Source organism: Neomoorella sulfitireducens (assembly GCF_024733845.1).
Taxonomy (GTDB): domain Bacteria; phylum Bacillota; class DSM-521; order Neomoorellales; family Neomoorellaceae; genus Neomoorella; species Neomoorella sulfitireducens.
Genome location: NZ_JANRHG010000006.1, coordinates 1 through 17,988, shown reverse-complemented (window position 1 = coordinate 17,988; position 17,988 = coordinate 1). Strand labels below are relative to the sequence as shown.

The window sequence follows — 17,988 nt, the reverse complement described above, 5'->3', positions numbered from 1 at the left end:
AAGGGCTATGAGAAGCATGATTTGCTTAATACCTTTTGCAAAATTAAGTTAAGAAGGGCATACTCCATGTCAAGGGGTTCCATTTGGCTTAAACATCATTGCTTGCCATTTTCATTTTTCTGTGGTAACACGTAAGTAGCATAGATAACTCAAAGTAGTAAAGGAGCCATTTAGTTTTTGTGCAAAAAAATTGTGTTAAACAAGTTACCATAAAAACTCATGATATTATGCTTCGAACTTAGTCTTTAGTTAAACGAAAGGAGATAAGTATTATGAAGAAAATTGAAGAATTAAAGTTTAGTTCTGAGATAATAACAAAGGCAAAAGAATTAGGTGCAACACTTGCGGGTATAGCAAATATTGAGGATTTAAAAAGTGCACCATCTTATGTTGTTGCACCCTTGATGCCTCCATACTCAGGAGTTGGTGCAAATAAAGAGAGGATTGATGATAGAAAACCAGGTGAAGTAATTTGGCCGGAGGGAGCTAAATCAGTAATCGTAGTAGCGTACGCCCATCCTGAGGAAAAACCTGAATTGGATTATTGGTATGGTAGTAATGATCCAATAGGAAATAGACAATTGATAAGAATTATCAAAGGCCTTTGTGAATGGCTTATGAATAGCCATAATGTAGGGGTATTTCATCTGCCTTACCATGTAGAAAGAGGGGGTATCTATTTAAAGGATGCTGCCGTAATTGCAGGATTGGGTTGTATCGGTAAATGTAATTTGTTGGTCAATCCAGAATATGGTCCCCGGCTAAGATTAAGAGGAATGACGATTGATATTGAGCTGCCGTCGACAGGGCCATTAATGTATGATCCTTGTCGTTTTTGTGACGAAAGATGTAATAAAGTTTGTCCACAAAAGGCTTTTGATAAAAAGGTGTATTCTGCCACAGAATATGGACGAAATGAATTGCCGGGAAGGGATGGTAATTACAACCGTAATTTATGCAATGTACAAATGAAAATTGATGAAGAAACAGCAGAGGTTCAAAAAATTGAGCTCTTCGATGAGCCAGTGAGAGTTGTTAAATATTGTCGCAGATGTGAACTTGCTTGCCCGGTCGGTAAAGGAAAAGTTATTGATTGATATTTCTTCCGGATGAAGCTGGTAAACTTTGCAGGAGCCTTTTGTTATAAAGATTAATTAATGATTTTACCGGCTTCTCGCTAATACGGATAGGTCCACTTTATTTTTTATATCAGATGGATGAAGGGAAATAGGGGGCCTTTAGACATGTTAAAAGAGATTCAAGATGTGGTGATAGCGAGTGCTTGCCGCACACCTATAGGTAATTTTTTAGGCAGTCTAAAGGATGTTACGGCTATTGAATTGTCTATAGTTACTGGAAGGGAAGCTATAAAGAGAGCGGCTATAGAACCAGATATGATTGATGAGATAGTAATGGGCATGTGTTATCACCATGGTAATGGCTCTCTTCCTCCACGTCAGGTAGCTATGGCCTTGGGTATGAGATATAGTAGTGGAGCTTGCATGGTTAATCAAAACTGTGCAACAGGAATGCGCGCTCTTGAAATAGCTGCCCACAATTTAATGATAGGCAAGACGGAAATTGCCTTGGTAGTAGCAACTGAGAGCATGTCGAACATCCCTTATATTCTTAGGAAAGCGCGAAGTGGTTATAGAATGGGGAATGGAGAAATTGAGGATGCCATGCTAGTGGATGGTCTCTTTGATAAACTTGTTCCAGGCCATATGGCTATAACTGCGGAGAATTTGGCTGTTAAATATGGAATAACCCGGCAAGAATGTGACGAACTTGCTTTGATGAGCCACACGAGGGCCCGTAACGCCATTGCTCAAGGCTATTTTAATAGAGAAATAGTTCCAGTGGAGATAAAAACCAAAAAGGATGTTCAGGTATTTGATACTGATGAGCATCCTATGGATACCGATCTTGAGAAAATGGCAAAATTACCTCCACTCTTCAAAAAAGACGGAGTGGTAACGGCTGCCAATGCTTCTGGTATTAACGACGGCTCCGCTGCTGTTATCCTGATGACAAAGAAAAAAGCCAAAGAACTAGGAATTAATCCCTTAATGAAACTCGTCAATATATGCACGGAAGGGGTGGATCCGAAGTATATGGGATTGGGGCCGGCTGTGGCTATCCCCAAATGCTTAAAACAAGTAGGCATGAAGTTTGAAGATGTTGGATATTGGGAGATCAACGAAGCGTTCGCAGCTCAGTTTTTGAGTGTAGGACGCATGCTAAAAGAAGATTTCGGCATTCAACTTAACATGGATAAGGTCAACCATAACGGCTCCGGCATAGCACTTGGCCATCCTGTTGGTTGTACAGCCCTGCGCATTATAGTTTCCTTATACTATGAAATGGAAAGACTAGGAATAATGATAGGAGGAGCCTCTCTTTGCGTAGGTGGAGGGCCAGCAATGTGTTCTATTTGGACTCGGGATCTCGAGAATTAAAAATTCATAACCGCATTCTGGTATAAAGCTAAAGGAGGTTTTTTAATGGATTTCAGGCTTACCGAGGAACAAGAATTGCTGCGGAATAGCGTGCGGGAGTTTACCCAGCAGTACCTGGAACCTATAGCCGGCGAAATTGATGAGGAGGGTCGTTACCCGGCAGAAGTAGTAGCTAAACTGGCCGAAATGGACTGGATGGGTATACCGTACCCCCAGGAATACGGTGGTGCGGGGGCTGACTATTTGAGTTACTGTATTGTAGTTGAAGAGCTCTCACGTGCCTGCGCTTCGACGGGGATAATTTTATCAGTTCATACTTCCCTGGCTAGTTGGCCTATTTTCCAGTTCGGTACTGAAGAACAAAAAAAGAAGTATCTAGTCCCCCTTTGCAAGGGTGAAAAAATAGGCTCATTCTGCTTGACGGAACCGGGAGCCGGAACTGATGCTGCTGCAGGTACAACTACTGCGGTCCTGGATGGTGACGAGTACGTCCTTAACGGTACCAAGCACTTTATTACCAACGGGCCCGTAGCCGGTATTTATATTGTCTTTGCTATGACCGACAAGTCCAAGGGAGCAAAAGGGATGAGTGCTTTCATCGTACCGCGGGAAGCACCTGGCTTAAAAGTCGGCAAGCACGAGAATAAGATGGGCATCCGCGCTTCCCAGACAGCGGAGATTATCTTAAAAGACTGCCGTATTCCTAAAGAAAACTTACTGGGCCAGGAAGGCCAGGGTTATCGTATTGCCATGCAAACCCTGGATGGTGGGCGTATCGGCGTGGCTGCCCAGGCCCTGGGTATTGCTCAGGCAGCTTTAGATGAATCCGTTAAATACTCCAAGGAAAGGGTGCAGTTCGGCAAACCAATCAGCGCCAACCAAGCTATCCAGTGGATGATTGCCAATATGGCCACCGACATCGCAGCGGCCAGGTTCTTAACCTACTACGCTGCCTGGTGCAAAGATCAGGGTTTGCCGTATAGTAAAGAAGCGGCAATGGCTAAACTTTTTGCCGCCGAAACAGCTTCCCGTCATACTTCCAAGGCCGTCCAGATTCACGGCGGCTACGGTTATATTAAAGGTTACAAAGTAGAACGGCTCATGCGCGATGCCAAAATTACCGAGATTTATGAAGGCACATCAGAAGTACAACGCATGGTAATTGCGGGCAATCTGCTTCGTTAACATATTCGTTAACACAATTGAGGGAAAACATAAAGGAGAAACGCTAGATGCCAAGGATTATTACCTGCTATAAATGGGTAAAGGATGAAGCCGACATCAAGGTCGACACGAGCTCTCGGCAACTAACCCTTGACCGGGTTGGCTACAAAATCAGCGACTATGATCGCAATGCCATCGAAGAAGCGGTACGCATGCAGGAACAACACGGCGGCAGTGTTATCGCCGTTACTGTCGGGCCACCATCAGCCAAGCAGAGCCTGAAAGATGCATTATCCCGGGGTCCAGAGGAAGCGTATTTTATCAATGATCCCTCTTTTGCCGAACTTGAACCTGCCCAAACTGCCGCCATTTTGGCGGCAGTCATCAAGGGCAGGCTTGAATATGACCTGATTATCTGCGGGGAAGGTTCCAGCGATCTGTACGCCCAGCAGGTTGGCCCGCGTTTGGCGGAACTCCTGGGCATCCCTTGCGCCACCTATGTCAACAAGCTTGCGCTGGAAGGTACGCGAATAAATGTCGAGCGCAAGCTGGACGATGGTATTGAAAAAATTTCCCTACCCCTGCCGGCGCTGGTCACGGTGCTGCCGGACATTAACACACCACGCTTACCAGGTCTCAAACAGGTACTGGCTGCGGGTAAAAAACCGGTGCATAACATTGGCCTGAAGGATCTTGGATTAACCTGCGAGGTAACTTTAAATACCACTGGCATCCTGGCAGCCACCATGGAGAGGCGGCGCCTGAGGTTTGGTGCCGGTAACGAAGACATCCGTAAAGTAGTGGATGCCCTGTTAAAAGAAGGAGTAATCGCTTAAAGGAGTGCACATTGATGTCAGGAGTATGGGTTTTAGGTGAGCGGCGCGAGCAAACCCTGGAACTGTTAAACGCCGGTTTGGGCCTGGCCAGAGAATTGGGTACCACCGTCACCGCTTTTGCCATTCAGGACCAGGGGCTAGCTAAAACATATATTGAATGTGGTGCCGATACCGTTTATCTTCTGGGTTCCCTGGCCCCGGAGCAACCTCTGGAAGATTATGTCCCGGTGATTGTCGATGTAGCCCGGCAAAAAAATCCAGATATCTTTCTTATAAGCGCCACCCCCCGAGGTAAAGAAATGGCTGCCCGCATAGCAGCCCGGTTGGGGGTGGGGTTAGGTAGCGAATGCACCAGACTGCGCCTGGACGAGAACAAATCACTGGTAATGGAACGCTTAATGTTTGGCGGTGCCGCTGTACAAACGGTTGTTTGTCTAACACGCCCACAAATGGCTACGATACCCCCGCGGACCTTTGAACCGGCCGTCCCTTTGGCGAACCGGGAAGGCGAGATAATCGAATTACCCGCCCCCCCTGCTGGAAAGGTCAGAGTACTGGAACGGAAACCACGAGTACAAGAAAGCGTAGATATTACCGAAGCCAGAGTGGTAGTCGCCATTGGCCGCGGCGTCGAAAAACAAGAGGATATAGAGTTAATTCAGGAGCTAGCCAATGTGGCCGGGGGCGAGCTCGGCTGTACCAGGCCTATCGCCGAAGAGTTGCACTGGCTCCCGGAAAACAGGTACCTTGGAATATCCGGGCAAAAAATAAAACCAGATCTCTATATCGGAGTGGGCGTATCCGGCCAGATCCAGCATATCAGCGGCATTCGCGATGCCAAAGTTATTTGTGCAATCAATAAAGACGAAAATGCACCCATATTTGAGGCCGCCGATTACGGAATTGTCGGTGACCTGTACGCGGTAGTGCCGCAGCTTACTAGGGAACTACAGAGGGTGCTCAAAAAATAGATGAGCGTGGTGTAAATATGGGCGAAGACAAATTTACGGCCATCATCATTGGCGCCGGCCCGGCCGGAAGCACAGCCGCCTATCTGCTGGCCCGTGAAGGCCTGGATGTGCTCCTTATCGAAAAAGGGGCCTCACCGGGTAGTAAAAACATGTTTGGTGGTCGCATGTACAGCCATGCCCTGCAGCAGATCATGCCCGATTTCTGGGAAGAAGCACCAGTCGAGAGGCCGGTAGTCCGAGAAGTAATCACCTTCATTACCGAAGACAGGAGCCTTTCCATTACCTGTCAGGATGAAAGCTGGAGCCGGCCTCCCTATCACTCCTTTACCCTGCTGCGGGCAGAGTTTGATGCCTGGCTGGCTGCCAAAGCAGAAGAAGCGGGCGCCGTTTTGGCATACGGCATTCGGGTCGACGGCCTCCTTATGGAGAAGGGGCGGGTAGCTGGCGTCCGCGCTGGCACAGATGAGATGCTCGCCGATGTAGTAATTGCGGCCGACGGCGTTAATTCAATCATAGCCCAGCAGGCCGGCTTGCGTAAAGAACTGGAACCTTGCCAGGTAGCTACAGGAGCTAAAGAAGTCATCGCCTTACCACCGGAAACAATCAGCCAGCGGTTCCAGGTCAGCGGTAACGGGGGCGTTGCCCAGCTCTTCGTTGGCAGCTGCACCAAAGGCATGCCGGGCGGAGGCTTCCTTTACACCAACAAAAATACCATCTCGCTGGGGGTGGTAGTCAACGCTGCCGCCCTGCAGCAGAACCAGTATCGCCCAGTTGATCTGGTAGAGGACTTTAAAGCTCATCCCCATATTGCCCCCCTGATCGAGGGAGGGGAGGTAGTAGAGTACTCCGCCCACCTGGTGCCGGAAGCAGGGCTGCACATGATGCCGCAACTGTACGGTGATGGCATTCTGGTGGTCGGCGATGCTGCCGGTTTCGTCCTCAACCTGGGGTACCAGGTGCGGGGCATGGATCTGGCCATCGCTTCCGGTGCTGCCGCCGCAAGGACTATTAAAGAAGCTAAAAGTAAGGGAGATTTTTCCCGGCAATCACTGAGCTGTTATCAGGAATACCTCAAGGAAAGTTTTGTTTTAAGAGACATGGAAGCCTATAAAAACGCTCCTGCTTTCCTGGAGAATAAGCGCCTCTTTAGCGCTTACCCCCAGCTGGCTACCAGCTTGGCCAGCAAGATGTTTACTGTAGACGGCAACCAGCCGGTACATCTGTTAGGAAAGATTATAGACCAGCTAAAAACGAATCAGGTCGGATGGTTCCAGCTTGCCTGTGATGCCTGGAAGGGAGGGCGAGTCCTCTGAAACGCCTGAGCAGTGAACAATTGCTGGGTATCAACAAGTTCGCCGTTGATGACGAAGAGGCCCACATCGTCCTAAAAAAAGAACTATGTGCTCTGTGCCAAGCCAAACCTTGTACCAGAGCCTGTCCCGCAGCCCTTTATACCCTGAAAGAAGGTGATATAAGTTTCGATTATGCCGGTTGCCTGGAGTGTGGTACTTGCCGGGTAATCTGTCCCCAGAAGGGGGCCATTAACTGGCAGTACCCGCGGGGTGGATTCGGGATCATATTCCGCTACGGCTAAATAGAGATCAGGGGGGAGGGCTGTTGCGGACAGCCATTTGTCCGCGAGCCCACGATCCCATAACATACGGTCACCTGGATATAAACGAACAGGCAGCAGCCATGTTTGACCGGGTAGTGGTAGAAGAGGCCGCCAAAGCTTGCAAAAAAGTATACCTGCAACTGGAAAAGAGGGTGGAACTGGCCAGGAGCGCTTGCGGTAACCTGTCCAATGTAACTGTCAAACCTTATAGGGGTTTAGTGGTTGATTTTGCCATGCAGGAAGGCGCCACCGTCATTGTGAGGGGTTTACGTGCAATTTCTGATTTTGAGTGTGAAATGCAGGCGGCGTTGATGAACAAAAAACTGGCCGGGGATATTGAAACCATTTTCCTGATTACGGCTACGGAATAATCCTTTTTTAATTCGCACCTGATTCACTGTGTCGCCGCAATGGGAGGGTGCCTGAAAGGCCTGGTAACACCGGAAGTGGAGAAGTTTTTATATGAACAATATCCACATTACAAGCATGTAATGTTGACAAAGTAGTTAAGTGGTGATAGACGCAAAAAAGGCTTTAGCAAGAATCAAAAATAAGGCTTTAACACAAATCCAATGAGGTTAAGCATAAACCAAAAATTTAAAGGGGGAAATGGCAATGGCACTTATCACCAGGGAGGCGTACTTGCAATTACTAAAGAGTATGCGGCCCAACATTTACAAGTTCGGGCAACGCATTGACGATGTGACTACCCATCCGGCCACCCGCCGGACGGTGGAAAGCCACGCGCGCGCCTTTGGTGCTGCTTATGATCCTCAGTATGCCGACATTTTTACCACGGTATCCTCATTTACGGGCGAAAAGATCCACCGTTTCAATTCATTGATGCAGAGTTTGGACGATATCATTTACAATGCGAAATTTAAGCGCATGATGTACCGGCTAACCGGAACATGCACGGGCGGCGTATGCGTTGGCTGGAATGCCCAAAACGTGATGTGGAATGTTACCTATGAAATGGACAGGGATCTGAACACGAATTATCGGGCGCGGCTGGAAAAGTGGATCCGTAATGCCCAGGAAAAAGGTCTTGTTGTCGCCGGCGCCCTAACCGATGCTAAGGGCGATCGCAGCCTGAGGCCTTCGCAACAACCCGATCCGGACAGCAACGTGCGCATCAAGGAAGTACGGGATGATGGGATTGTAATTTCCGGAGCAAAAGTGATGATCTGCGGCGTGGCTGCCGCCAACGAGATCTTTATCCTGCCTGGCAGCGCCTACCGCGAAGAGGATCAGGACTATGCTGTGGCCTGTGTAATACCTCGCGATATTGAGGGACTAACTATCGTGGAAACGCGGCGACCCAGCGACGAAAGGGAGTTGGAGGAAGGCTTCGATATTCCGGAGACAGGTATTACCCAAGCCTATTTAATTTTCGAGGATGTTTTCGTCCCTAACGAAAGGGTGTTTATGTGTAAAGAATTCAAGTATACGGGGAAAATAATCCAGTACTTCACAGCCAATTACCGTGCATGCATTGGCGCCTGCGTAGCCGGTCAGGGGGATGTCATGATAGGGGCTGCAGCTATCATGGCTCGCTCTAACGGCCTTGCTGCGAGTACTTTTATGAATAAGCTGATTGATATGGCAATCAATAATGAAACTACCTATGGTTTGGGCATCGGCGCTATGGCCCTTGGTAAAAAACATGAGGGTGGCGCCTGGGTATCGGATCCTTTGATTGCACATACCAATAAAGTCTTGGTGGCCACTCTGCCTTATGAAACAAAGCGTATTTGCCAGGATATTGGTGGCGGTATCGTAGAAACGGGTTGCTTCCCATCATACAAAGATTTTACCAGCCCCGAGTATGGTCACTTAGTGCAGAAATATGTAAAAGCGGCTCCAAATCTAAGTGCCGAAACTAGGGCAAGGGCGGCTAGGTTGGTGGAGTGGCTGACCTTGGGTGCTGGCGTGCCAGGATGCATGCATGGTGGTGGATCACCCGATGGTGCCAGGCTTGTTGTCCGGGCTAGCACACCGATAGAAGAATTTGTGGAGTATGCCAAAAAGATTGCTGGTATAACCGAAGCGGTGCCTGAACCTGCAAAGAAGAAATAGATGATTCCGGTGCAAGAACCCAAAATTAAATGGCTCATCTTAAGTACCCAAGAGCTCTTTGACAGCAAAAATGTTATTTTATGGACATGGTGATCTTCTTAAAAGTATAAGCCTTTTGCAGAATAAAGTTTTTAAACAGCAATAGAGAATTGTTACCTGATAAATATATGGTAATTTTAGTATAATACGGTCAAGTTGACCCTCTCCCGATTTGATGGACACAGAGTTAAGGTATTATACTAAAACAGAAGGTGCTGTGTCCGTGGGGGAGACAAGAAGACAGTATAGTGAAAAATTCAAACGTGAAGCAGTTGAACTCAGCTATACCAGCGGTAAGACAGTAAATCAAGTTGCCCAAGACCTGGGAATCAGCAAAAGCATGCTCACCCGCTGGCGGGCAGAAAAAGCAAAGCTTGGTGACCGGGCTTACCCCGGGAAAGGAAAACAAACACCCGGAACGCCACAGGAAGAAGAAATCCGGTAACTAAAACGGGAATTGGCCATTGTTAAAGAAGAACAATGACATCTTAAAAAAGCGGCGACCTTCTTCATAAAACACCTGAAATAGCTTACAGGTTTATTTATCAGCACCGCTTCGAATTTGGGGTGGAGAAGATGTGCCAGGTGTTTAATGTATCTCGAAGCGGATATTACGCTTGGCGGAAACGGCCAGAAAGTAACAGGAAAAGACGTAACAAAGAAATACTCAAAAAGAGATACGCAAGGTTTACCATGTCTTCCGGGGGACGTACGGGAGCCCGGGGGTCACCAGGGCTTTAAAGAAACAAGGTATTACCTGCGGCAGGAACCTGGTGGCCCGCCTGATGCGGGAAAATGGCATTGCCGCCAGGACAAAGAGGCAATATAAAGCGACGACCAACTCAAAGCACAATTATCCGGTCGCTGAAAACCTGGTTAACCAGGATTTCACAGTCGAGCGGCCAAGTCACGTCTGGGTAGCCGATATTACCCACATACTAACAGAAGAAAGCTGGCTTTACCTTGCGGCCATTGAAGACCTGTTCCAGCGGAAGATCGTGGGCTGGACTATGGATATACCATGACACGCCAGCTAGCACTGGACGCGCTCAGGCAGGCCGTCTGGCGCTACCGGCCGTCAGCAGGCCTTATTCACCTCTCAGACCGTGTGTAGCCATCAGTATGCTAGCTACGAATGCCAGCAAGCGTTGAGGGATTACGGGATGATTGCCAGCATGAGCGGTAAGGGTAACTGTTATGACAACGCCTGTATGGAATCATTCTTTGGGACACTGAAGCAGGAACTTATTTATGGCAACCGTTTCAGGTCAAGGGCTGAAGCCCGCCATGCCATCTTTGAGTACATTGAGGTTTTTTACAACCATATATGTTTGCATTCAGCACTTGGATATATGTCCCCGGTGGAATATGAGCAAGTTTCTAAGGCAGCAGGATAAAAGCGAAATACTACGAAAGCAGGAGTAAGCCCCCTATTCTCTGTGTCTATTTTATCGGAGCAACCTCAGTACCGGAAGCCGCCCGTGCTGAGATCAAAGCTTATCTCCAGACCATCCGGGAAGCACACACACCGGAAGCTGGCCAAAAGGCGGCTGAGGAAGTGATGGAACGCTACAAAAAGCAATACCCCTCGACCATGCAGAGTAGCTGACGATTTGGAAGCCAGCCTGGCCCATTTACAAGTACCGGTAGCACACCGTAAATTTGTGCGTACTACCAATTTGATTGAGCGTAGTTTTGTAGAAGAGAGGAAACCATACCGCGATTTTTTGATGAGCATAGTGCTTTAAAGCTGGTCTTTGCCAACTTAAGCCGGGCTACAAGGCGCTGGCAGCAAGTCCATATAACGGAATTGGATATAAGCAGATGGCCCAGCTCTGTAAAAGGCTGGGACTGGACCCCGATCCTTCTTCGGGTTAAAAAACCAAGCAAGGTGATGAAATATTGAGTGCTACTGCGTGAGCCAGGCCCCATTAGATTTTACAGCAGCTTTTGGACATAACCCGGGATATAGTTCGGAAATAACAGTTCTCCTTAAGTGATGCAAAAAGTGGACTTTTTCAGGGAGAACTTAATAGCTATTCCATAGATGTAAATCACGCTACAGACAAGCAATATACAATCTGTTAAAATTACAATGCGGGTGAATGTTAGCACCTTCTTTAGTAATATTTATTGTGGTACTGGCAAGATGACAAAAATGGCGGGTAAGAAGACCGAAAATCACAGTCGTTACTTGGCAAAGGTTGCAATCCTAGTAGCCATAGGTGCCACTCTACATTCATTAGAAACTTTCCTACCCCCGCCTGCGTTGCCCGGTGCTAAACTAGGCCTGGCTAATTTAGCTACCATTCTGGCCTTATCTGGCATTAACTATCAAGCCGGGTTAACCGTGGCCGCGCTCCGTGTTTTCCTCGGTTCACTTTTGAGCGGCACTATTTTCGGCTATACCTTTTACTTAAGCTTGGCAGGCGCGTGTACCAGCGCGCTCGTAATGGGTTTTTTACTTCTTTTTTTACTCCAACATAAAAGCCGGGCCATGTTTTTCTTGCTAGGTGTTAGCGGTGCCGCCAGCCATAACCTTGGCCAGCTAGCGGTCGCCTATCTCCTGGTCGGGAAAGCGGTGCTGGTTTACCTGCCGTATTTGCTTCTGTTCGCCCTGTTTACCGGTCTTTTTACCGGCGGTCTGGCTGGCGCTTTACAACAGCGCCTGGAAAAAATTCTTTAGGCTATGAATAAACTTCAATAATCCTTTTTAAATGGAGCCATGGGCGCTCTCCTTTTTGGTGGCCTGGCAGCGTTAATTTTTGCCTTAACCCGGCTAAGGGTGCAAAAAGATCTTCAGCCTTAAAAGGCTTAAAACCCGGGTTCTACGCTCTTTCGGGGGGTGAATCCAAATTAATTATTTTGCAGCCGGTCTTAACATTAGGGGGGCAGGTCGGCTGCGCTTGCTACCCCTTGCCAGGCAAGGCTAATACGGGACTTTTTTATGTCAATGAGGGCGGTTTATGTCATCGCCCTTTTTGCTTTTGCCCCTTCAGGATTCACCAGCTAACGGCGGTAAAACCTTGCTGCGGTCCCTACAGGGAGGTATCTAGATGGACAGCCCAATTAAACGTCGGTACCTGGCAGTTATAATCTTGTTACTACTCGCGACCATTATTAATGCTACCCTCTCTTACCGCCACAGCCGCGATTACCATGAGACCCGCTTTCTGATGGATACCGAGGTTTATATTGAAGCCCACGGACCAGGCGCCCGCAAAGCCGTAAAGGAAGCTCTGGCTGCCATGGAAGACTTAAGCCAAAGGCTGGATAGTTACTCCGCTACCAGCGAAATAGCCGCGATCAATGACGCCGCTGGTATCAAGGCGGTGCATGTTTCACAGGATACATTTGTTGTTATTAAGAAAGCCCTGGAAATCGCCCGTCTGACCGGTGGGGCCTTCGACCCTACCTGTGGCCCGCTGGTCAACCTGTGGGGGATTGGACCAGAAGGCAATCATAAGCCGGTGCCGTCGCCAGAAGAGATCAAGAAAGCTGTGCAGCTAGTCAACTACCAGCGAGTGTTCCTCAATGAAGAGGTTCAGACCGTCTTCCTGCCGGAAAAAGGTATGCGCCTTGACCTTGGCGCCATTGCTAAAGGATATGCCGTCAGCAAGGCAGTGGTCATCTTACACAATCACAACATCCAATCCGCGTTGGTAGCGGCAGGAGGGAACATTTATGCTTTGGGAACGAGACCCGGAGGGGGTGGCTGGCGGATAGGCATTCGGGACCCGTTCCACCCGGACACAGAAGCAGGTTATCTTGAACTTGTTAACCAGGCAATAGATACCTCCGGCGATTATGAGCGATACTATGAGGAGCAAGGATTGAAATATAACCACATTTTCGATCCCCGCTCAGGTTACCCAGTGACGTTTACCGCAAGCAGTACTGTAATAACGCCTGACCCGGTGGCAGCCGATGCCCTGGCAACGGCACTATTTGTCCTGGGAGCAGGAGAGGGTTTTCCCCTGCTGGCAAAGGTTCCGGACACCGAGGGACTGATCATAACAACCAACGGCGATGTACTTTGCACACCAGGTTTGCAGGATAAATTTATAAAAAATGGAGCGCCACCACAGCAAACCACTGGTTGGCAGACCAAAAAACTGGTTATTGAGGTTAACGGCAGAGAAGTTCAGTCCCTGGTCTTAACAGGCAACGAAAAACAGTTGCATCTGCGAGTACCCCTTAAAAAGGGAGAGGCTATCGTTGAGATCGACGGCGGCCGGGCCAGGGTCTTGCCTTTGCCCCGGGACATTTGTCCGGATGGCATTTGTTCCCGAACAGGGTGGATTAGCCTGCCCGGGCAGAGTATCATTTGCCTCCCTAACAGGCTGGTGGTCAGGATAATCTCTTGAGTGGATGAAAAAACTTTTTATGAATACCAGGAGGTTATGTAGACATGAAGGAGAACCCTTTTTTAAACATATGTTGGGTTGAGCCGGCGGACGATTATTGGGCCCAGTATATCAAACGGGAAGGCCATGCTTTTTCTTGTGAAAAAGGTTACCAGGTGGTATGTGAAGGCGATATAGTAGATAAGGTTTACTATTTAGAAACGGGCCTGGCAAGGTATACAATGAACGATATTAATGGGAGAACACGTACGATTGGCCTCTTGCTACCGGGTAGTATTTTTGGCGAAGGCCCTGTTATCCTGCAAGCACCGGTAACCATTGGAGTCCAGGCCATGAAGGATTGTACTTTCTACTATACACCACGGAATAAAATAATTAGCATGATCTATCAGGATCCGGAACTTAGCATTGAAATTATCCGTAATGTCACCCTTAAGTTCAGGAACCTGTTGAAATGTTTTAGTTTACTATCTTTCGCCACGCCAGAAGAGCGGCTTATTTATTTCTGTTCCTCTATTTTAAAAACGCGACAGCATGAAGTTTTTGAACAGTGGCACCGACTGCCAGTTGACTTGACTCAGGAGCAATTAGGTGAGATAATCGGCGCCAACCGGGTAACAGTATGCCGCATTATCGCTAAATGGAAAAAAGAAAGCCGCCTCAAGATAATTAACAAAGCGATTTATATCAACACTAACCTGCTGAAACAAACTGAAATCGCACGGGCAGCTCCTTGAAAAGATAAATATGGCGGCTAATTTTATAATATTGTGAGCTTTATTTAATACCCATCGTTATACTCTGGTAAAGACTAATAATAATTAATATAGTGGTTAGTAGTACCAGAGAGACAAAAATCATCTCTTTAACGCCAATTCTCTTTTCCAACTTACAGCTCTCCTTTAAGAACAACTTTTTCTTTTTTTCTTTTCAATAAACCCAATAAGGACCTGCGCAATTTACAAATTAATTCGTTGATAACTCCAACCGGGCAAAAATAATGGCACCAAAACCGGGATATTAATAGTGAAGAGAATAAAACTACCGGTAGTATAAACCATTGAATTCCAAAACCCTGGCGGGCAAATAAAGTAGCAAAAGGCTCATAACTACCCTGGCCAGGAGAACTAGAGACAAAAGCAATTAAAAGAGCAATATATGTTAGTACATATTTTATCTTTCTGGCCTTCAAATCAATACTTTTATGGCAACGAAAATTACTGCCTCCGATTTTGGCTAAAATCTCTTGTGCCGCTCCAAAAGGACATAGCCAGGAACAATAAATATTCCTTCCCAGCATAAAAATTATAAAAGGTACACCGAGCACCCAAATATACCAAAAAATGTATTCTTTTATTGGAGGAAAATACCCCATTAATACACTGGCTATATTCCCTATAGAGAGCGCAATATTGTATTTGAAGCCTATAAATATTAAACTACCCACCAGTGTAAGCCAGCGTAACTTGTTCAACTGGAAGGTTACGCCGGCCAGCGCCAGCATCAGCAGTGATATAACGGTTATTTCTTTGGCGCCCAAATTGACCGGCCGGGCTTCTTCGGTAATGCTAAAGCCAAATTGATTCTTTGCCAGCGCATGACTACCCTGGGCAATAGCCATGGTGATTCCTTTAGATGAAAATGTTGCCCCGGTAACACGATCAATATCCTTATCAAGAGCAAACGGTTCATTTACCTTTTTACCTAAAAACTGTTTTAAGAAGTCATGGTTCATTACTATTTGGATAAAAGTAGGGGTGTCCTTATGCTCGGCAATCACCGCGCCGACAATATTACCTTCCAGATCAGTGCTCGTAATTACTGTTATAGGCCCACCATATCCCATGGCGGAGTCAATTACTAAATAGCCGATTTTTTCTCCCTGCCCATTTAAACCTTCATAAATAGTTGGGTTAGAGGTGATTTTATTGAAGGACTGGGCTTGAGGAAGTGCTTCTTTTAATTTTGGTATAAGGTTATCTTTAGGTAGCAGGTAATTAGCAATTAATGCAGTTATCAGGGTGAGAATAGCAAGTATATTAATTGTCATTGAGAGGATAGTTTTTTTATTGCTCATCGTGTTCGCTCACCAAATATAATTTTATTAATTTAACAAGGTTAAAGGAGAGCACGTGATTTATTTAAACCACCTGCTCTCCTGATGGAAAAATCCTAAGCAGTCGCTTCTTCCTTGGCATGATTGGTATTTAAGCGTTTTGGATAGACAAAACGGTACAATAACACAGAAACTATCAGGAAGATACCACCGAATATAAGGGTAGCCATACCTGCTGCCTGGGGTTGACCTTCGGCAAAACTTGTTGTAACAAAGCCGATTACAAACATTCCTGAAAGATACCATATAATTCCCAGGAGCCAATGGAACCATTTAAATTGAACACAGCCTGCCCTTATATATTTGTATACATTAACTGCAGCAATACCAGTTAGCAACCCAACCAGCCAAAATATAAACCACATTGCATGTTCCTCCTTTTCTAGCGGGGCCAGCGCTCGGGGCGTCCCTTCGAACTCCACCATTTCCTGGGGTCATTTTCCTCAAGCGTCTTGCCGTAGCCCAGGGCGTCGTCTAGAGTAATAAACGCACTGTTGAAGGCGGTCGTTTTCGAAGAAATCCCCTTAACAACATCATGTATCCACGTCTTGGGTTTGCTGTACGGGCAAACAATCTGGCAGTTGCCGCAACTGGAACCGTTTTCTACCCAGAACTTGAGGCAGGACCAGGTGTTGACGTACCACTTTTTCATTCCTGGGTTATTGGATTTGCAGAAAGTATCATAGGACGGGTCCTTGCTCATTGAGATCGACCTGGAGGGACAGTTCTTGGCGCACTTCATGCAGGTACGGCAGAACTCAGCAGCACCAAATTCAATAGGCTTGTCGGGAGTAATAGGCATGTCCGTTAAGACCTTGGCTATGCGTAGCAGGCTGCCCAATTCCGGGTTTATTAGCAACCCGTGGCGGCCCATCTCACCCAGGCCAGCGTCAATAGCCACAGGAACACTGAGGCACGTATCGTTGCCCATCGGAATGGCATTGTACCCCATTCCCCTGATAAATTCTGCCATCTTGCTGGCTACCTCGGCCATCAGAGAATAGCCCATACCCCATGAGCCTGCACCGAGAGCTGAAGGAGAGTATTTTGCCAGCGCACCTTCCATAGGTACCAGCAGGACTATGATCCGGTTCATGCGCTTGGGTATAAACTTCGCGTCTTTTGTAATCGTAGGTTTATCATAGGCATCAGAAAAGATAATGGGCAAGCCCTTGGAATCATGGGAGTAGAACCACTGCTCATTGACTGCTGCAATACCGGCTGCGCCCGCACCGAAGGTATAGGCTACTTTTTTAATGATCCGGTTGTTTTCATCCGGGCTGCCCTGCCATTTGCCCAACTCCTGCAGCAGGGCCAAATTAGCCACCCCCAGCGGTTCCCAGGAAAACAGCGCACCACCTCCCCCCCGGTAACTGGTCCATGTTACCGAGGAAATCACCTGGTCTGGGAGGGTAAAACCAGGCACTTTGTCTCTCGCCCTTTTAATTACAGCTGGCATTTGAGCTACAGCCCAGGGTTTTCCCCCGAATTCTTGCATCATGAGGTCGCGATTATTAAAAGCTTGGTTGGCCTCATGATAGCGGGCCAGTTTTTCGGCCCCTTCATACGGCTTTTTCTTATATGGAGGGACATCAGTTTCGGTGATGGCAAAATCCAAAATTGCGCTGGCCGCATCGTTGCTGGCATAAGCTGGCACTGCTTTGACCAGACTGCCGGTTCCGGCAACTCCTGCCGCTAGGCCGGCAATACCCGCTGCTTTAAAAAATTCTCTTCTGCTCAAGCCTGCTCGACTGTCTTTTTCTTCCATGTATCATCGGCACCTCCAGAACTGGCATTACTCTACGCACCTTATAAATGCAAAATATCCCTTTAATCATTTCTTTAATAAAAGACAGTTAATTTTCCTTGTCATCGTTTCGCCCCCCTTATATTTTTATGTTTATGTTATCACAAACTATTTCATTTAGCTGTATAACAAACTACATTAAAGGTGCTTACTTTACAAATGGTAGTGCGTAGGGATAATAAGATATTCAACGTAACATTAAAACCCGAGTTCGACAGTTGCTAGGTAAACAATAAGCGCAACAGCTTGTTGCGCAAGGGTTTCAGGGATCGACTTTTGGAGCGCGTGTTACTAGGGACCCTTTCTGGCCTTTGTTTCGACCGCGATTATTTGCGGCGGCTCCTTTATCCCCAGGGCCTTAAAGATATGATGCTGTTGTGGCGTCGTTTCCGTCCTCTGGAGTACCCTGCCATCAGGGCCAACAAATTCGCCCAGGTGCATGCGTTCCAGGGTCTGGCGGATGTTCTGCCAGCTATCATCAACCTTCGTTTCAGCTACACGGATGAGGAGCAGTCCCAGCTAGCACAGGAGGACA

At 47.4% G+C, this 17,988-nt stretch carries 16 protein-coding genes and 1 pseudogene; 14 read left to right on the top strand and 3 right to left on the bottom strand.

Annotated features, from left to right (window positions below; genetic code table 11):
* Positions 1 to 272 precede the first annotated feature (272 nt).
* The 13 genes and pseudogenes from NWF31_RS07510 (at position 273) to NWF31_RS07450 (ending at position 14,267) form a co-directional block, all read left to right on the top strand.
* Positions 273 to 1,097, top strand: coding sequence for a hypothetical protein (locus NWF31_RS07510; RefSeq protein ID WP_258359891.1), 825 nt, complete (start codon positions 273 to 275; stop codon positions 1,095 to 1,097).
* 147 nt (positions 1,098 to 1,244) lie between these two features.
* Complete coding sequence (locus tag NWF31_RS07505; protein ID WP_258359890.1) at positions 1,245 to 2,459, top strand: thiolase family protein; 1,215 nt, start codon at positions 1,245 to 1,247, stop codon at positions 2,457 to 2,459.
* Positions 2,460 to 2,504: 45 nt separating this feature from the next.
* Positions 2,505 to 3,644, top strand: a complete 1,140-nt coding sequence (locus NWF31_RS07500) for an acyl-CoA dehydrogenase (RefSeq protein WP_258359889.1) — start codon at positions 2,505 to 2,507, stop codon at positions 3,642 to 3,644.
* A 47-nt stretch (positions 3,645 to 3,691) separates the two neighbouring features.
* Positions 3,692 to 4,459: an electron transfer flavoprotein subunit beta/FixA family protein gene (locus tag NWF31_RS07495; RefSeq protein WP_258359888.1), complete on the top strand. Its 768-nt coding sequence runs from the start codon at positions 3,692 to 3,694 to the stop codon at positions 4,457 to 4,459.
* A gap of 14 nt (positions 4,460 to 4,473) precedes the next feature.
* Complete coding sequence (locus tag NWF31_RS07490; RefSeq protein WP_258359887.1) at positions 4,474 to 5,430, top strand: electron transfer flavoprotein subunit alpha/FixB family protein; 957 nt, start codon at positions 4,474 to 4,476, stop codon at positions 5,428 to 5,430.
* Positions 5,431 to 5,447: 17 nt separating this feature from the next.
* Entirely contained in the window at positions 5,448 to 6,743 is a 1,296-nt protein-coding gene (locus tag NWF31_RS07485) for an FAD-dependent oxidoreductase (RefSeq protein ID WP_258359886.1), read from the top strand.
* On the top strand, positions 6,740 to 7,024 hold the full coding sequence (locus NWF31_RS07480) for a ferredoxin family protein (protein ID WP_422880264.1): 285 nt from the start codon (positions 6,740 to 6,742) through the stop codon (positions 7,022 to 7,024). The genes NWF31_RS07485 and NWF31_RS07480 overlap by 4 nt, the downstream gene beginning before the upstream one ends.
* A gap of 23 nt (positions 7,025 to 7,047) precedes the next feature.
* Positions 7,048 to 7,416 (top strand): pantetheine-phosphate adenylyltransferase, encoded by a 369-nt coding sequence (coaD, locus tag NWF31_RS07475; RefSeq protein WP_258359884.1) that lies wholly within the window; start codon positions 7,048 to 7,050, stop codon positions 7,414 to 7,416.
* 244 nt (positions 7,417 to 7,660) lie between these two features.
* Complete coding sequence (locus NWF31_RS07470) at positions 7,661 to 9,124, top strand: 4-hydroxyphenylacetate 3-hydroxylase N-terminal domain-containing protein (RefSeq protein ID WP_258359883.1); 1,464 nt, start codon at positions 7,661 to 7,663, stop codon at positions 9,122 to 9,124.
* A 214-nt stretch (positions 9,125 to 9,338) separates the two neighbouring features.
* Positions 9,339 to 10,560 (top strand): annotated as a pseudogene (locus NWF31_RS07465) (IS3 family transposase).
* Between the two features lie 704 nt (positions 10,561 to 11,264).
* Positions 11,265 to 11,849 carry a Gx transporter family protein gene (locus NWF31_RS07460; protein ID WP_258359882.1) on the top strand — a complete coding sequence of 195 codons (585 nt, stop codon included), beginning with the start codon at positions 11,265 to 11,267 and terminating at the stop codon, positions 11,847 to 11,849.
* 370 nt (positions 11,850 to 12,219) lie between these two features.
* Positions 12,220 to 13,530: an FAD:protein FMN transferase gene (locus NWF31_RS07455; RefSeq protein WP_258359881.1), complete on the top strand. Its 1,311-nt coding sequence runs from the start codon at positions 12,220 to 12,222 to the stop codon at positions 13,528 to 13,530.
* A 44-nt stretch (positions 13,531 to 13,574) separates the two neighbouring features.
* A complete protein-coding gene (locus tag NWF31_RS07450; protein WP_258359880.1) occupies positions 13,575 to 14,267 on the top strand; it encodes a Crp/Fnr family transcriptional regulator in 693 nt (230 codons plus the stop codon).
* A 152-nt stretch (positions 14,268 to 14,419) separates the two neighbouring features.
* Here the strand turns inward: NWF31_RS07450 and NWF31_RS07445 are convergent, their stop codons facing one another.
* From NWF31_RS07445 to NWF31_RS07435, 3 genes are all read right to left on the bottom strand, one after another.
* Positions 14,420 to 15,607, bottom strand: a complete 1,188-nt coding sequence (locus NWF31_RS07445) for a 4Fe-4S binding protein (protein ID WP_258359879.1) — start codon at positions 15,605 to 15,607, stop codon at positions 14,420 to 14,422.
* A 95-nt stretch (positions 15,608 to 15,702) separates the two neighbouring features.
* Positions 15,703 to 16,011: a hypothetical protein gene (locus NWF31_RS07440; RefSeq protein ID WP_258359878.1), complete on the bottom strand. Its 309-nt coding sequence runs from the start codon at positions 16,009 to 16,011 to the stop codon at positions 15,703 to 15,705.
* Between the two features lie 17 nt (positions 16,012 to 16,028).
* Positions 16,029 to 17,414: a reductive dehalogenase gene (locus NWF31_RS07435; RefSeq protein WP_258359877.1), complete on the bottom strand. Its 1,386-nt coding sequence runs from the start codon at positions 17,412 to 17,414 to the stop codon at positions 16,029 to 16,031.
* A gap of 324 nt (positions 17,415 to 17,738) precedes the next feature.
* On the opposite strand from NWF31_RS07435, the gene NWF31_RS07430 reads away from it, so the two are divergent.
* Positions 17,739 to 17,988, top strand: a 250-nt coding sequence (locus NWF31_RS07430) for a hypothetical protein (protein ID WP_258359876.1), incomplete at its 3' end; no start/stop codon positions are given.

Excerpts from the sequence above, each read along its gene's own strand:
- NWF31_RS07510 (WP_258359891.1), top strand. The coding sequence starts at position 273 with ATGAAGAAAATTGAAGAATTAAAGTTTAGTTCTGAGATAATAACAAAG.
- NWF31_RS07505 (WP_258359890.1), top strand. The coding sequence starts at position 1,245 with ATGTTAAAAGAGATTCAAGATGTGGTGATAGCGAGTGCTTGCCGCACA.
- NWF31_RS07500 (WP_258359889.1), top strand. The coding sequence starts at position 2,505 with ATGGATTTCAGGCTTACCGAGGAACAAGAATTGCTGCGGAATAGCGTG.
- NWF31_RS07495 (WP_258359888.1), top strand. The coding sequence starts at position 3,692 with ATGCCAAGGATTATTACCTGCTATAAATGGGTAAAGGATGAAGCCGAC.
- NWF31_RS07490 (WP_258359887.1), top strand. The coding sequence starts at position 4,474 with ATGTCAGGAGTATGGGTTTTAGGTGAGCGGCGCGAGCAAACCCTGGAA.
- NWF31_RS07485 (WP_258359886.1), top strand. The coding sequence starts at position 5,448 with ATGGGCGAAGACAAATTTACGGCCATCATCATTGGCGCCGGCCCGGCC.
- NWF31_RS07470 (WP_258359883.1), top strand. The coding sequence starts at position 7,661 with ATGGCACTTATCACCAGGGAGGCGTACTTGCAATTACTAAAGAGTATG.
- NWF31_RS07455 (WP_258359881.1), top strand. The coding sequence starts at position 12,220 with ATGGACAGCCCAATTAAACGTCGGTACCTGGCAGTTATAATCTTGTTA.
- NWF31_RS07450 (WP_258359880.1), top strand. The coding sequence starts at position 13,575 with ATGAAGGAGAACCCTTTTTTAAACATATGTTGGGTTGAGCCGGCGGAC.
- NWF31_RS07445 (WP_258359879.1), bottom strand. The coding sequence starts at position 15,607 with ATGAGCAATAAAAAAACTATCCTCTCAATGACAATTAATATACTTGCT.
- NWF31_RS07440 (WP_258359878.1), bottom strand. The coding sequence starts at position 16,011 with ATGTGGTTTATATTTTGGCTGGTTGGGTTGCTAACTGGTATTGCTGCA.
- NWF31_RS07435 (WP_258359877.1), bottom strand. The coding sequence starts at position 17,414 with ATGGAAGAAAAAGACAGTCGAGCAGGCTTGAGCAGAAGAGAATTTTTT.